Raw genomic sequence first — 14,688 nt, forward strand, 5'->3', positions numbered from 1 at the left:
AAATTAATCGGTCTCAGTACATGTCAATCTGAACGGAGCAAGCTGTGACGAATGAAAGGAACCAGGCTGCCCCTGGTCGCGGCGGTCGTCACGCCGGCGTCTCCGGAGGCAACCCGCGCGCTCGCGCGGCCGCCTCTCAGCCGACGCATTCGCGCAAAGCGGCGATGACCTCGCAGCTGTCGCAATCCCTGCCGGTCCTGGAAGTAGACGAGGCCGCGGCCCCCATGGGCGCCCCGGTCATCACCTTCGACCACGTGACCAAAACCTATCCGGCCCAGCCGAACAAGCCGGCTCTGTCGGATGTCACCCTGCAGATCTTCGCCGGGGAGTTCATCTTCCTGGTGGGCCATTCCGGAAGTGGCAAGTCCACCTTCATCCGCCTGCTCACCCGCGAGATCAAGCCCAGCCAGGGCAAGATCTACGTGGCCGACGAGGACCTGACCACCATGCGCAACTGGCGCGTGCCCTATCTGCGCCGCAACATCGGCTGCGTGTTCCAGGACTTCAAGCTGCTGCCGAACAAGACCGTGTTCGAGAACGTGGCCTTCGCCCTGGAGGTAATCGGGAAGAGCCGCCACGTCATCAAGACCCAGGTACCCGAGGTACTGCGCCTGGTGGGCCTGTCCGATAAGCTGAACAGCTATCCCGACGAGCTTTCCGGCGGTCAGCAGCAGCGCGTGTCCATCGCCCGCGCCATCGTGAACCGCCCGCCCCTGCTCATCTGCGACGAGCCCACGGGAAACCTGGACCCCCAGACCTCCCGCGGCATCATGGATCTGCTCGAGCGCATTAACCGCACGGGCACCACGGTGCTGGTGGCCACCCACGACCGCGAGATGGTGGACAACATGCGCCGCCGCGTGATCGCGCTCGACCGGGGGCACCTCACCCGCGACCAAGACCGGGGGGTGTACGGCTTCGATGTCTAGTCTGTTCTATTTCTTCAAGGAATCGCTCCAGGGTTTCGCGCGGAACTTGTCCACCACCCTGGGCTCCATCATCACCATCTTCCTGTCGCTGCTGATCATCGGTGTGTTTTTGGTGGGCGGCACCATCGTGGAGCGCCTGGTGTCCTCCATCGAGGACGAGGTGTCCATTACCGCCTACATCGCCGACGACGCGCCCCAGGAGTCCATCGACGCCGTGATGAACACCGTCAAGGGCATGGACGGCGTGGAAAGTGTCGGCTTCACCACCAAGGACCAGGCGCTGGAGAACTTCAAGAACTCCATGACCACCAATCCCGAGATCATCGAGCAGCTGGACGGCACGAACCCGCTGCCGGCTTCCATCGACGTGAACCTGGCCGATCCGCAGAAGGTGGAGCAGATCGCCGGCGCCATCGAGGCCGACGAGACGTTCCGTTCCATCTGCGACGAGCCGGACAACCCGGCCGACTCGCTGAAGTACGGCCAGAAGACCGTCGACCGCCTGTTCTCGGTGACGAAGTACGTGCGCTACCTGGGCGTGGCCCTGGTGCTGCTGCTGGTGTTCATCGCGCTGGTGTTCATCAACAACACCATCCGCCTGGCCATTATGGCGCGCCGCAAGGAGATCGCCATCATGCGCCTGGTGGGCGCCTCGAACGGCTTCATCCGCGGCCCCTTCCTGATGGAGGGCGCCCTGCACGCGCTGATCGGCTCGCTTCTGGCCGTGGGCGTGCTTCAGCTTTTGCGGGTGTACGCCATGCCGAAGCTGCAGCACGCGCTTTCCTTCCTGTCCCTTGACGTGAGCGGCACCACCTATATGATGATCTATATCGTGCTGGTGGGCGCCGGCCTCATCATCGGCCTTTTGGGATCGGCCTTCGCCATGCGGCGCTACCTGAAGGTGTAGCGGCCCGGCAACCATAACGGGAAACCACCGAGCGCGATCTCCGCGGCCCAGCGCCCCGGGGATCGCGCTTTAGCGTATCAAGGAGGGAATGTGGCGCAAGACAACAACGGGAGGCATATCGCCCCCAACCCCCATACCCGGGCCGGCCGCCGCGCCGAGCAGGCGACCAACCACCTGCTGTTCCGCGTGTTCGCGGTGATCATCCTGGTGGCGGTGGCGTTCTGCGGCGGGTTCGTGCTGCGCAGCCAGACCGAGCTGGTAGCCAGCTGGGGCATTCCCCTGACCGATGCCGAGGAGCAGGCGCTTTCCCAGAACGCGGCCCAGAACAGCACCGACGACTCGGTGGCGGCCCGCGTGGCCGATGTGGAGCGCATCCTGACCACCTACAGCATGGACCACGTGGACATCACCAAGGCCACCTATTCCACGCTGGACGACGTGATGAAGGCCACGGGCGACCCCTATGCCACCTACTACAATCCCGACCTGTATAACAATTACATCAAGGAAACCTCCGACCGCAGCTACGCGGGCATCGGCGTGGTGTTCGCCGACTACAACGGGCGTGCCTACGTGGCCGATGTGTTCGAGGGGTCGGAGGCCGAGGCCAAAGGCGTGCAGCAGGGCGATTTCGTGGACGCCATCGACGGCGAGGACACCACCGCATGGTCGATGACCGAGGTGGTGAACGCCCTGGCGAAGGACGAGGGCGCGACGGTGTCGGTTACCTGGATGCGCCCCTTCAGCGTGGACGCCCAGACTGGCGAGCAGTTTACCACCTCGCTCGTGTGCAAGGTGTACGAGGAGGCGAACCTGTCCACCCAGCTTGCCGGCACCGTGGGCGTGATCAAGGTGCGTCAGATTTCCAACAACGCCGCCGAGCTGGTGCGCCAGGCGGTGGAATCGCTGACGGCCCAGGGGGCGGTGGCCTTCGTGCTGGACTTGCGCGATAACCCTGGCGGTTACCTGACCCAGGCCGTCGACATCGCCAGCCTGTTCATCGAGAGCGGCGTGGTGGTGGAGATCCAGACTAACGAGGGCAGTCCCACCACGAAGAACGCCTCGGGTCAGAAGGCCATTACCGAGGCGCCCATGGTGGTGCTGGTGAACAAGTACACGGCCGCCGCTGCCGAGGTGCTGACGGCGGCGTTGCAGGACAACCAGCGCGCCGAGGTGGTGGGCGAGACCACGCTGGGGAAGGGCTCGGTGCAGGTGGTGCGCGAGCTGGATTTCGGAGGGGCGGTGCGCTACACGGCGGCCTACTACCTGTCGCCGCTGGGCCAGCCCATCGACGGCGTGGGCGTGGTGCCCCAGGTGGGCGTGGCGGCCGGCGACGACCCCACGAGCGACCCGCAGCTGAATCTGGCCATCGACACGGTGCGGGCGCTGGCGCCGGCGGCTTGATGCCGCCACGCGCGAGGGTGGAAGAAGGGGAGCGATTATGGGCAAGGGCAACAAGCGAAACGTGCGGCGCAAGCCGAAGGCGAACCCGCGCGGCGTGCTGGTGGCGCGCCCCGGCGGCTTCGGCTTCGTGCAGACGGCCGAGGGGGAGTACTTCATCCCCGCGACGGCCACGGCCGGGGCCTTCGACGGCGACTTGGTGGAAGTGGTGCCCCTGCAGCGCAAGGGGGCCTCGAAGGGGCGCCCGCATGCCGAGGGCGAGGGTGCGGCGGCGGCCCGGGTGGTGCGCGTGATCGATCGCGCGCACGATACCGTGGTGGGCCGCTACGAGGTGGCCGAGCCCTTCGGGGTGGTGGTGCCCGCCGACCCCCGCATTCCCTACGATGTGTTCACCATGCGCGCCGAAGCGCCCGAAGTGCCCGACGGGGCCCTGGTGCGGGTGCGGCTGACCCAGTATCCCACGCGCAAGAGCGCTGCCTGCGGTGCGGTGGAGGAGGTGCTGGCCGAGGTGGCCGACGCGCCCGCTGCTGGCATCGATGTGATCGTGGGCCGCTACAAGCTGGAGACGGTGTTCTCGGAAGGCGCGCTGGCCGACGCCGCGGCCGCCCAGCTGGATGCGGAGGGCGCGCTGGCGGCCGGCTATCGCGATCTGCGCGAGCGCTTCACGTTCACCATCGACCCGGCCGACGCGCGCGATTTCGACGACGCGCTCTCGCTGGACTTCTGCGAGGACGAGAATCTGTGGCGCTTGGGCGTGCATATCGCCGATGTGTCCCACTACGTGCCATGGAACTCGTCGGTGGATTTGGACGCACGGCGCCGGGCCACCAGCGTGTATCTGGCCGATCGGGTGATCCCCATGCTGCCCGCGGCCTTAAGCGACGATCTGTGCTCGCTGATGCCCGACTGCGACCGACGTACGATGACGGCCGACTTGTATCTGAACGATGCCGGCGAGCTGGTGCGCTCTCAGCTGTATCCGGCGCTTATCCGTTCGAAGGCGCGGTTGACCTACCAGCAGGTGGACGACATTCTTATCGACTACAAGGAGGCCATCGCCGCCGGCGGCCAGCTGGCGTGGCGCTTGGTGGAATGCGCGCGGCTGGGGAAGCTGCGCGAGGAGGCCCGTACACGCGCCGGGGCCATCGATTTCGCCACCACCGAGGCGAAGGTGGTGCTGGACGCGCAGGGGCGCCCCGTGGACATCGCGGTGCGCCGCGCCACGCCGGCCACGCGCCTGGTGGAGCAGGCCATGATCTTGGCGAACGAGACCGTGGCCGCCTTCCTGGAGGCGCGTCGCTTCCCATGCCTGTATCGTGTGCACGAGGCGCCGGCATCCGACGCCCTGGGGTCGCTCGTGCCCCTGTTCCGCGAGTACCCCTGGTTCGCGGCGGGCATGGAGGCGCGCCTGGTGGCGGGCGATGCCACGGTGATTCAGGAGATCTTGGCGGCCACGGAGGGGCGCAGCGAGGGGGAGATGGTGTCGTCGCTGCTGCTGCGGGCCATGAAGCGGGCGGTGTACCGGCCCGAGAACCTGGGACACTACGGGCTGGCGAGCGAGGCCTATTGCCATTTCACGAGTCCTATCCGCCGCTATCCCGACCTGGTGGTGCATCGCATGCTGCGGGCGGCCCTCACGCGGCGCCCCGAGAAGTTCGACCAGGAGGTGGCGGCGCTGCCTTGGATCGCTGAGCACGCCTCGGATATGGAACGGGTGGCCGATGACGCTGCCCGCGCCTCCCAGCAGCTGAAGATGATCGAGTACTTGCAGGATTACGTGGGCCAGCGGTTCTCGGCCGTGGTGTCGGGGGTGGCCTCGTTCGGCCTGTACGTGCGCTTGGACTGCACAGCCGAGGGGCTGCTTCCCGTGGGCGCCTTGGGAGATGAGTATTTCGCCTTCGATCCGGTGCGCTACACCCTGCGCGGCGAGGAGACGGGACGGGTCTACCGCTTGGGGCAGCGGGTGGCGGTAACGCTGAAAACGGCCGATCCCGCTTCTTCCACCTTGGAGTTCTCCCTCGCGGGGAGCCCGTCGTGGTAAGCGCCTATATCGCTCTCTACCTGTTCTTCGCCGGTGCCGGCGCCGGGGCCTTCTTGATCGGCTCGGCAGTGGATATCGTGCTGCGCTTCCGCCCGACCTGCGCGCGGGGCTGGTTTGCCCGCGTCAGCGTGGTGACTGACGCGGGCCTTGTGCTGGGACCGCTGCTGGTGGCGGTAAGCGCCCTGTTCCTCGTGCTGGACTTGGGCGTGCCCGAACGGGCCTTCCGCTTGTTCCTCGTGTCCACCCCCAGTCTGCTTTCCATGGGCGCCTGGAGCATCGCGGCCTTCTGCGCGAGTGCGGGGGCGGCTCTGGTGCTGGGGGCCCTCGCGGGCGACGACGAGGACGGCCTCGATCATGAGCGCGGCTCAGGCCGGGTGGTGCTGCGCGTGGGCGAGCTCGCCTGCAGCTTGGTGGCCACGGGATTGGCGCTGTTCGTGGTGGTGTATGCCGGCGTGTTTCTGTCGATGTACCCCTCGCTTCCGTTCCTGCACACCTTCTGGATTCCCGTGCTGTTCGTGGCGTCGGCCCTGGCCTGCGGCTTGGCCGCGCTCATGGTGGCGGCGTTTTTTCGCCAGGAGGCGCCCGACATGCCGGCGGCCGTAGATTCGCTGCTGGCTCTCGACGCCGTGCTCATTGCTGTGGAGGCGGTGGCACTGGGGGTGTTTCTGGTGAGCTCGTACGCATCCGGCGCGCCGTCGTCTGCAGCGGTGCAGCTGCTTGCGGGCGGCAAGCTGTTCTGCCTGTTCTGGGTCGGCGTGGTGTTCGTGGGCTTGGTGGTGCCCTTCTCGGTGGACGTGGTGTGCCGTCGCTTGCCGGCACCCGTTGCCGTGGCCTTGGGAGCTGCCTGCACACTGGTCGGTGGCTTGTGTCTGCGTATGGCGCTGCTGATGGCCACGGAGCGGTTCAACTTGGCTTTCATGAGCGCTTTGGGATTCTGGAACTAGGGCTGTTTTCGGCGCGTTGCCGACGTGCGGGACACTGCTTTGATGTCCGCGTTCTCTGTGATACTATGACACCATTGCTAAGAGAAGGATGGCCCCCTTATGGTAGTGAGAGAAGAGACGGTCGCGCCGGCGGTCGAGACCGAGCCGATCAGCGCGTTTCGCATAAACGAGAAGAGCGTCGTTCCCATTTGGATTCAGATTCGCAAGCGCCTGGTGTATCTGATTTCCGCTGGCAAGTTCGAGCGCGGCGAGCGGCTGCCCTCGGTGCGCGAGCTGTCGGTTCAGCTGGGCGTGAACTACAACACGGTGAACAAGGTGTACCAGGATCTTGAGCGCGACGGCTACATTTACACCCAGCGCGGGCGCGGCACCTATGTATCCGATCTGAAGGGTGTGAAGCTCTCGGCGGTGGACGGCGACGTGGAGGCGCTCGCCATCGACTTCGTGCAACAGGCCTTAACCAAGGGCATGTCAGCTGAGGATATCCACGATCTGGTGTCTGAGCAGTTGATTTTGCTCGGCGGTACCGTGTAGGTGCAAAAACGCAAGGGGGATGAGGGTGAGAAGCAAGGCGAAGCAGACGCGGGAGGCGACCCAGGGGCCCGCCCGTGCCACGGCCCTGGCCGGATCGATGGCGGCGCCGACGGCGAAGAAGACCTCGCGCAACAGCGTGTATGTTTTTGCCGTGGCATTGTTCCTGGTGGTGGGCGGCCTGTTCGCCTTGGGCCTGTGGGCGGTGTCGGAGCCGGTGGCACTTATCGGCGGTGTGGCCGTAGGGCTCGTGGTGGCCAGCGCGATACGCATCGCGCCCCAATGGGAGCGCGTTGTCATTCTGCGCCTGGGGCGGTTCAGCCGTATCGGCGGCCCCGGCGTCTACATGGTGATTCCCATTGTCGAGTCGGTAGCCGCCCGCGTGGACCAGCGGATGATCACCACGCCGTTCTCGGCCGAAGAGGCGCTGACGGCCGACCTGGTGCCGCTCGGCATTGACGCGGTGCTGTTCTGGATGGTGTGGGATCCCAAAGATGCCTGCGTTGAAGTGGAGGATTACTCCTCGGCGGTATGGTGGGCGGCCCAAACCGCCCTGCGCGATGCCGTCGGCCGTATCAATCTGGCCGAAGTGGCCACGCGCCGCGAGCAGCTGGACAACGAGGTGAAGGACATCCTGGAGGAGAAGACGCGCACGTGGGGCATTACCGTGGTGTCGGTGGAGATTCGCGACATCGCCGTGCCGTCGGATTTGCAGGATGCCCTGTCGAAGGAGGCCCAGGCCGAGCGCGAACGCAATTCCCGCCTGCTGCTGGCCGAGGTGGAGAAGGACATTTCCGAGATGTTCGTCGAAGCGGCGGCTGTCTACGAGCGCAACGACAAGGCGCTGCAGCTGCGCACCATGAACCTCATCTACGAGTCGGTGAAGGAGAAGGGCGGTCTGGTGATCGCGCCCTCGGCCTTCGGCGAGGCATTCAACAACATCGACAGCTTTCTGAAATAGGGGAGGGCGGCGCGACGGGGCAAGCGATTGCAATGCGACATTCCAAGGTGGTTTTCCGAGGCGTTGTCGTACCTGTACTGCAGCTTCGATCGCTTCGAATTTCTCAAAATCTGCGGGCAATAGTCGTGCCGTTTAAAGGTTGAGTCGGCATTTCCCCTGATCGCAAAATCGTTTCCTATCGACGACCCTTTCCGTTATTCGGCAGATAGGATAATCGCAGTGCTTGATTGTCATAGTAGAGTAGTGTACTCTGACAGTAGGCATTTTGGGATGCCGAGGAGGCCCCTGCAAGGGGCGGGGGCACAACTGCAGAGAAGGGGGTAACCCATGAGCGAGAGCGGACTGAAGGTCAGCCGTCGAGGGTTCGTGGCAGGAGCGGGCGCAGCTGCAGCTGCCGCCGGGCTGGGCCTGGCGGGATGCGCCAGCCAGGCGGGCGGAGAAGGGGAGCAGTCGCTGGCGAACACCTCGCCGGAGAAGATGGCCTACGACCCGAACGAAGGGGAGTGGATTCCCACTTCCTGCAACATGTGCTTCAACAACTGCTCTATCAAGGCCCATGTGATCGATGGCGTGGTCGTGGAGCTGACGGGCAATCCCGACAGCCCCATCGGCAACGGTCACATCTGCGGCAAGGGCGCTGCGGGCATCATGCAGCAGTACGATCCGAACCGCATCACCAAGCCCATGAAGCGCACGAATCCCGAAAAGGGCATCGACATCGACCCGGGCTGGGTGGAGATCAGCTGGGACGAGGCCTATGAGTTGGTTGACGAGGCTTTCTCGAAGGCGGTCGCAGAGTATCCCGGTGCGCTGGGGAGCCTGTCGATGGTGGCGAGTCAGACGGGCAGTCTGGTAAAGGGCATGGCTCTCGGGGCGCTCTACGGCGCCTACGAGCCGGCCAACGCCGTGGCCGACATCTGCGGTACGGGCGTTCACCAGCTCAGCTACATCTACACTGGTGCGGGCAACGCGAAGCCCGACTACGATTACTGCAATTACCTCATCCAGTTCGGAACCAACGCCGGTACGGCCACGCGTCATGGCTATAACATGACCGCCGAGCTGTTCTCCCGTCGTCGGGCCGAGGGTATGCGCCTGGTCAACTTCGACCCGCATATGTCAGCCGGTGCCGAGGCTGCCGATTTGTGGGTGCCCATTCGTCCCAGCACCGACGCGGCCGCTGCGCTCGCCATCGCGAATGTTCTCGTGAACGAACTGGGGATTTTCGACGCCGAGTACCTGACAAACCGCACGAACGGTCCTGCGCTCGTCAGCGACGAGACCCAGCGCATCTTGCGCCACCCCGATACCAACAAGGCGCTTTACATGGATGGCGCCGATAACGTAGCCAAGCCCTATGACGAGTGCGCTGAGCCGGTGCTGGAGGGCACCTTCACGGTTGACGGAGTTGCCTGCACCACGGCATTTACCCTGCTCAAGGCTCATATATCCCGATATACTCCCGAGTATCAGGAGGATATCACCACGATTCCCGCCGACACCATCCGCCAGATCGCCAAGGAATTCGGCGAGGCGGCCTGCATCGGCGAGACCATCGAGGTGGGCGGGGTGACCATGCCCTATCGTCCCGTCTGCGTCGACCTGTTCTCTGGCTTGACGCGCCACAAGCACGCCTACCATGCCTGCTGGGCCGTCATGATGTTGAACGTCATCGTGGGTGCGGCGAACTCCGTGGGCGGCCTCATCGGATTCGACCCCGCCTGCAACGGCATCACCGACGATCCGGCCAATGTCGTGCAGTGGCGTCCGTCCATCTGGGAGGAAGACGGCTTCATCAACGACGTCTCGCTGCTCCTGGCGTATCCCGGCTCCTACTATGAGCGCGTGCGCAAGCCGGTCGAGGAGTACCGGCCCGCTGACATGAGCATGCTCGCGCTGCAGCCGCTTGGCGAGGATGCGCACTTCTTCAATGTGGCCCAGTACGATCCGAGCCTGTACAACACTCAGCCCATCAAGGCCGCGCTGGTTTACGGCTGCAACCCCATCAAGTGGTGGGGCAATCACGACGAGCAGATAGAGATACTGAAGAAGCTCGACTTCATCGTGGGCATCGATCTGTTCCTCAACGAATCGTCCTACTTCTTCGACGTGTTCCTGCCCGAGGCGAACTATCTCGAGCGCATTGACCCTCTTCCGCATATGTTCTTCAACCATCGTGTGATTTGCGGTTTGGACGTGCCGTGGGCCTACACCATCATGCAGCCGGTCGTCGAGCCGAAGGACGGCCAGAAGTCCATCTTCGAGATGATGGGCGATTTGGCCGAGCGCCGGGGAATGTCGGCCAACTACATCGGCCTTATGAACTCGGTGTACCGCGTCAAGGACGAGTACTCCATCCCCATGGACCAGCCTTTCGATTTCGAGGGTTTCGCGAACTCGGTCGCCAAGAGCCTCATCGACGAGGAGCATGACTTCGAGTGGCTGAAGGAGCACGGAGTTTACACGCATCCGCGCGATGTGGACGAGGTGTACCTGTGGGCCAACGACGCTCCGGGCAAAGTGCCGCTGTACTGGGACTTCATGTTCGAGGCGAAAGAAAAGGTGGAGAAGACCGTCGAGGAACTCGGCATTTACTGGGAGACTGACGACTACCAGCCGTTCCCGGATTGGAAGCCGTGCACGGAATGGGAGATAACCGATCCCGAGTACACGCTGTTCCCCGTCTACTACACCGACGCCATCAATGTTGACTCTTGGGGTTTGGCTAATGCCTACGTCAACGAGATCAACGATGCGAATCCCTACGCCTACGCGGTGGAGATGAACGCCGCCACGGCTCAGGAGAAGGGGCTCGCCGATGGCGATAAGGTGCGGATCTCAAGCCAGCACGACTCCTTCGTGGAGGGCTTCGTGATGACTTCCGAGAAGGTGCACCCCGAGTGCATGGCCGTCATCTGCGGATCGTGGGGGTCCCACTCGGAATTCATTCCGAACAGCAAGGGCAAGGGAACCCCGGTCACCCATCTCGTTCCGGGACACGATCCCAAGCGCTTCGACTACATTTGCTCGGCACTCGACCAAACTGTTCGCGTTAAGATCGAGAAGATTTCCTAGGAGGGGATGAGCCATGACCTACGGAATGCTCATTGACTTGAAGAAGTGCATCGGCTGCCATGCCTGCAGCGTGGCCTGCAAGGAGGCCCACGGCACGCGCCCCGGCGTGCGCCGCTCCCACGTGGAGCGCGAATGCGAAGGCTCTTATCCCGATGTGCGCATGACGGCGTATCCCATGCTGTGCATGCACTGCGAAGTGGCCCCCTGCGTCGAGGTATGCCCGACGGGCGCTTCATCGAAGCGCGACGACGGCATTGTGGTTATCGACAAAGACGAGTGCATTGGCTGCAAGTCGTGCATGGGGGCGTGCCCTTACGGCGCTCGGTACTACAGCGAGGACGAGAACGGTTATTTCGGCGAAACGCTGAACGAGTACGAAGAGGTGATGTATCCGTCCATGCCGGCGGGCACCATGGACAAGTGCACCTTCTGCGTCGAGCGCGTTGACGCGGGCGACGGTGCTGTGCAGGCCTGCGTGGCGGCTTGCCCTGGAGGCGCCCGCGTGTTCGGTGATTTGGATGAGCTGCGAGCTCAGGCCGAGGCGGCCGAGGGCTTCCAGCTGCTTCCCGAGGAGGGAACCAATCCTTCGGTTTGGTATCTTCCGAAGAGAGTGAATGCCTAAGACCTGATCGGCCCTTTCTGAAGCGGCGCCCTCCCTCCCGGGGCGCCGCTTTTTTGCTTGAGGCATTCGATGTGGTGGGGCGAGGGCGAGTGCGAGTGCGAGGGCCCTTCGCGCAACCTGTTACAATGGGTGGCCACGGGCGCTTATCGATCGGGATGACCGTATCGCGCGTATCGACCGGGCAGTGTAAAAGGGAAACGAGGATGCCCCTTGGAAGGAGAAGGCCATGCAGAACCAGGTGCGTACGGAAGATCTGGCGACGCAGCAGGACAGTCGCGGGCAGGCTTCGTTTACTCATGGGCTCATTTGCCGCTTCGATAGGGATTCAAGCTCCATCAGGCTCGACTCCGTGATCGAGGAAGTGGTGTACGCCGCGACGCTGAACGGGGCTCCCTATCGCGACATGACCTGCTCGCCGTGGGACGTGCGCGAGCTGGTGATAGGCAGCCTGTACACCTCGGGCCGCATTGACCGTTTCGGCCAGATATTGAAGCTGGAGGTCGATGAGGAAGCGGGCACGGTGGTTGCGGAAACGGCGGCTGATGCCGGTGCCGCCGGCTCGGTGGTCGATCGCGTGCTGTGCCCCGAGGCGTCGCGCGACCGGCCGATCGAGCCGATGCTGACGGCCCAGGAGGTTTCGGAGCGCATCGAGTACCTGGAAGGCGGCTCGGAGCTGTTCCATCGCACCGGCGGCGTGCACAGCGCCGTGATGGTGGATCGCGACGGCGAGCTGGTGGCGTGGTTCGAGGACATCGGGCGGCACAACGCCTTGGATAAGCTGGCCGGCTGGTGCGTGGAGAACGAGGCCGACGCATCGGACAAGATACTGCTGTTCTCGGGTCGCGTGCCGCGGGAGATCATCGCGCGGGCCATTCGCATCGGCTTTCCCGTGGTCATATCGCCGGGCGCCCCTACGAACCTTTCCATCCAGCTGGCGTGCGAGCACGGTGTCACGCTCATCGGGTTCGCGAAAAACGGCAAGTTCAACGTCTACACCCATACCGCCCGTATCCGCTAACGTTCGTTCAGACGGTGGCGACCTGCGGGGCCGGGGGCTTTCCGCAGACGTCAGAAGCGCCTCGCGGCATGCGCGGCATCTTGGAAACAGATTCCACTTCAGCATCAACAATGCGGGGATAGTACCGGCATGCGTGCGTCATCCCCTCTGTTTCCCCGCGCATGCCGCGAAACAGGCGCGAAGTCGGCTGCGGAAAGCCCCCGGCCCCGCAGGTCGGGGAGCGCCCTCGCTACGCCATCCAAGTGCTCACGATGGGCACCCAGCCCATGATGAGGATGATAACCACCAGCACCGGCACGCCGAAGCGCATCCACCCGTGCAGCCACGTGGGGAACTTCAGACCCGCGCCCTCGTTGGCCTCGGCGAGGAAGTTCTTCCAACCCCAGCCATGGCGGCTCACGCAGAACAGCACGAACACGAGCGATCCCAAGGGCATGATGTTGCTGGACACCAGGAAGTCCTCCACGGTCTGGATGTCGCCCACGCCGGGCATGACCACGTCGGCCAGCACGTTGAAGCCCAAGGCGCAGGGAAGCGACAGCAGCGGGATGGCGATGAGGTTCACGATGGTGGCCCGCTTGCGCGACCAACCCCACTGATCCATGGAGAAGCGCAGGATGCCCTCGAACACGGCGATGACCGTGGAGAGCGCCGCGAAGCTCATGAACACGAAGAACAGCGTGCCCCACACAGCCCCAAGCCACATCTGCTCGAACACGCTCGGCAGCGTGATGAACACGAGGCCCGGGCCCGCGTCGGGGGCCACGCCGAAGGCGAAGCAGGCGGGGAAGATGATGAGGCCCGTGGCCAGGGCCACGCCGGTGTCCAACGCGCCGATGGTGGCCGCCTCGCCCATGAGCGAGCGGTGCTTGTCGATGTAGCTGCCGAAGATGGTCATCGACCCCATGCCGATGGACAGGGTGAAGAACGCCTGGCCCATGGCCGCGTAGGCCGCCTCGAAGAAGGTGTCGGGCGTGGCGAAGATCTTCGAGAAATCGGGCAGCAGATAGAACGCGACGCCCTCGCCGGCGCCCGGCAGGGTGAGCGCGCGCACTACGAGCACGCCCAGGATGGCCAGAAGCGCCAGCATCATCACCTTCGTGACGCGCTCGACGCCCTTCTGCACGCCCATGGAGCAGATGAGGATGGCGATGGCGCAGGTGAGCACCATCCAGAACACCACCTCCACGGGGTTTGCCAGCATGGCGTCGAAGACGGCTTGGGTGGTAGCGGCGTCGGCTCCGGCCAGCTGCCCCGAGGCCATCTTCGGCACGTAGGCGAGCATCCAGCCGGCCACGGTGGTGTAGAACATCATGAGCAGATAGCAGCCCGCGCCGCCGACCCACTTGTACTTGTGCCAGTGGGTGCCCGCAGGCTCCAGCACATTGAAGGCCCGGGCGATGGAGCGCTGCGAGCCGCGGCCCACGGCGAACTCCATGACCAGGATGGGCAGCCCCAGCACCAGCAGGAAAACCAAATACAGGATGAGGAACGCCGCGCCGCCGTACTCGCCGGTGATGTAGGGGAAGCGCCATACGTTTCCCAGGCCGATGGCGCAGCCGGCCGAGATGAGAATGAAGCCGAGGCGGCTGCCGAATCGCTCGCGTTCCATAGGGTCTCCTTGGGCAACGGGATGGCGCGTGCCCATCCCAGATCAGACGGTAACCCTGACATGCTACCAGAAGAAAAGGCCTCGGAGCCTGACAATCGCCAAGCTCCGAGGCCTTGCTCGTGGGTTGGACCCGTCATGCGGGCGCGTGGGTCTTACTTCGTGGCTTCCTTCGCCTTGTCAGCGGCGTCGGCGGCGGCATCCTTGGCCTTCTCGGCAGCATCGCCGGCGGCCTTCTTGGCCTCTTCGGCCTTCTCGGCGGCCGCGTCTTTCAGGTCGCCCGCCTTGTCGGCCACGGCGTCCTTGATGTCGCCCGCCTTGTCGACGACGGCATCCTTGATGTCGCCGGCCTTCTCGGCGGCCGCATCCTTCAAATCGTCGGCCTTCTCGGCCAGATCGTGGGCGCCCTCGGCGAACGCGTCCTTGATGTCCTCGCCGGCGTCCTTCATTTTGTCGATGAAACTCATGGTGTATCTCCCTTCGGGGGTAGTGAACTAACCTGAGGCCATCTTAGGGAAGGGCCGCGGGCGTCCACGGCGGCGCTGCGTCGTTGATGCCGCGCCATTGATGACCTGTTGCGTGCATGTTGGAAATCGCGGAAAAGTTGCCAGATTCGGGCTGTCGGGCCGTTGAGGCCCGCGAATGGCGTA

Annotated in this window: 12 protein-coding genes; 10 read left to right on the forward strand and 2 right to left on the reverse strand. The window is 64.3% G+C overall.

Annotated features, from left to right (window positions below):
- Positions 1-44 precede the first annotated feature (44 nt).
- The 10 genes from ftsE to fdhD all read left to right on the forward strand — a co-directional run bounded on the left by ftsE (position 45) and on the right by fdhD (position 12,429).
- Positions 45-929, forward strand: coding sequence for a cell division ATP-binding protein FtsE (gene ftsE, locus VIN30_RS09510; RefSeq protein WP_455423832.1), 885 nt, complete (start codon positions 45-47; stop codon positions 927-929).
- The gene (gene ftsX / locus VIN30_RS09515; protein WP_338211134.1) at positions 922-1,836 is read left to right on the forward strand and encodes a permease-like cell division protein FtsX; all 915 of its coding nucleotides are present in this window, start codon (positions 922-924) and stop codon (positions 1,834-1,836) included. Before ftsE ends, ftsX begins: the two co-directional genes overlap by 8 nt.
- Before the next feature lie 90 nt (positions 1,837-1,926).
- The gene (locus VIN30_RS09520; protein ID WP_338211136.1) at positions 1,927-3,240 is read left to right on the forward strand and encodes a S41 family peptidase; all 1,314 of its coding nucleotides are present in this window, start codon (positions 1,927-1,929) and stop codon (positions 3,238-3,240) included.
- Between the two features lie 37 nt (positions 3,241-3,277).
- The gene (gene rnr, locus VIN30_RS09525; protein ID WP_338211139.1) at positions 3,278-5,278 is read left to right on the forward strand and encodes a ribonuclease R; all 2,001 of its coding nucleotides are present in this window, start codon (positions 3,278-3,280) and stop codon (positions 5,276-5,278) included.
- The gene (gene nrfD, locus VIN30_RS09530; protein ID WP_338211140.1) at positions 5,272-6,222 is read left to right on the forward strand and encodes an NrfD/PsrC family molybdoenzyme membrane anchor subunit; all 951 of its coding nucleotides are present in this window, start codon (positions 5,272-5,274) and stop codon (positions 6,220-6,222) included. The genes rnr and nrfD overlap by 7 nt, the downstream gene beginning before the upstream one ends.
- 99 nt (positions 6,223-6,321) lie before the next feature.
- Complete coding sequence (locus tag VIN30_RS09535; RefSeq protein WP_326424158.1) at positions 6,322-6,756, forward strand: GntR family transcriptional regulator; 435 nt, start codon at positions 6,322-6,324, stop codon at positions 6,754-6,756.
- Between the two features lie 25 nt (positions 6,757-6,781).
- Complete coding sequence (locus VIN30_RS09540) at positions 6,782-7,714, forward strand: slipin family protein (protein ID WP_420915327.1); 933 nt, start codon at positions 6,782-6,784, stop codon at positions 7,712-7,714.
- A gap of 327 nt (positions 7,715-8,041) precedes the next feature.
- Positions 8,042-10,789, forward strand: coding sequence for a molybdopterin-dependent oxidoreductase (locus VIN30_RS09545; RefSeq protein ID WP_326424160.1), 2,748 nt, complete (start codon positions 8,042-8,044; stop codon positions 10,787-10,789).
- A 13-nt stretch (positions 10,790-10,802) separates the two neighbouring features.
- Entirely contained in the window at positions 10,803-11,411 is a 609-nt protein-coding gene (locus VIN30_RS09550; RefSeq protein WP_338211146.1) for a 4Fe-4S dicluster domain-containing protein, read from the forward strand.
- Between the two features lie 226 nt (positions 11,412-11,637).
- Complete coding sequence (gene fdhD, locus VIN30_RS09555) at positions 11,638-12,429, forward strand: formate dehydrogenase accessory sulfurtransferase FdhD (protein WP_326424162.1); 792 nt, start codon at positions 11,638-11,640, stop codon at positions 12,427-12,429.
- Positions 12,430-12,658: 229 nt separating this feature from the next.
- On the opposite strand, the gene VIN30_RS09560 is transcribed toward fdhD, so the two are convergent.
- Positions 12,659-14,041, reverse strand: coding sequence for a sodium-dependent transporter (locus VIN30_RS09560; RefSeq protein WP_338211147.1), 1,383 nt, complete (start codon positions 14,039-14,041; stop codon positions 12,659-12,661).
- Between the two features lie 152 nt (positions 14,042-14,193).
- On the reverse strand, positions 14,194-14,505 hold the full coding sequence (locus VIN30_RS09565; RefSeq protein ID WP_326424164.1) for a hypothetical protein: 312 nt from the start codon (positions 14,503-14,505) through the stop codon (positions 14,194-14,196).
- Positions 14,506-14,688: the final 183 nt, after the last annotated feature.

Origin of the sequence: Adlercreutzia wanghongyangiae (assembly GCF_035989245.1) — a bacterium.
GTDB lineage: Bacteria > Actinomycetota > Coriobacteriia > Coriobacteriales > Eggerthellaceae > Adlercreutzia > Adlercreutzia wanghongyangiae.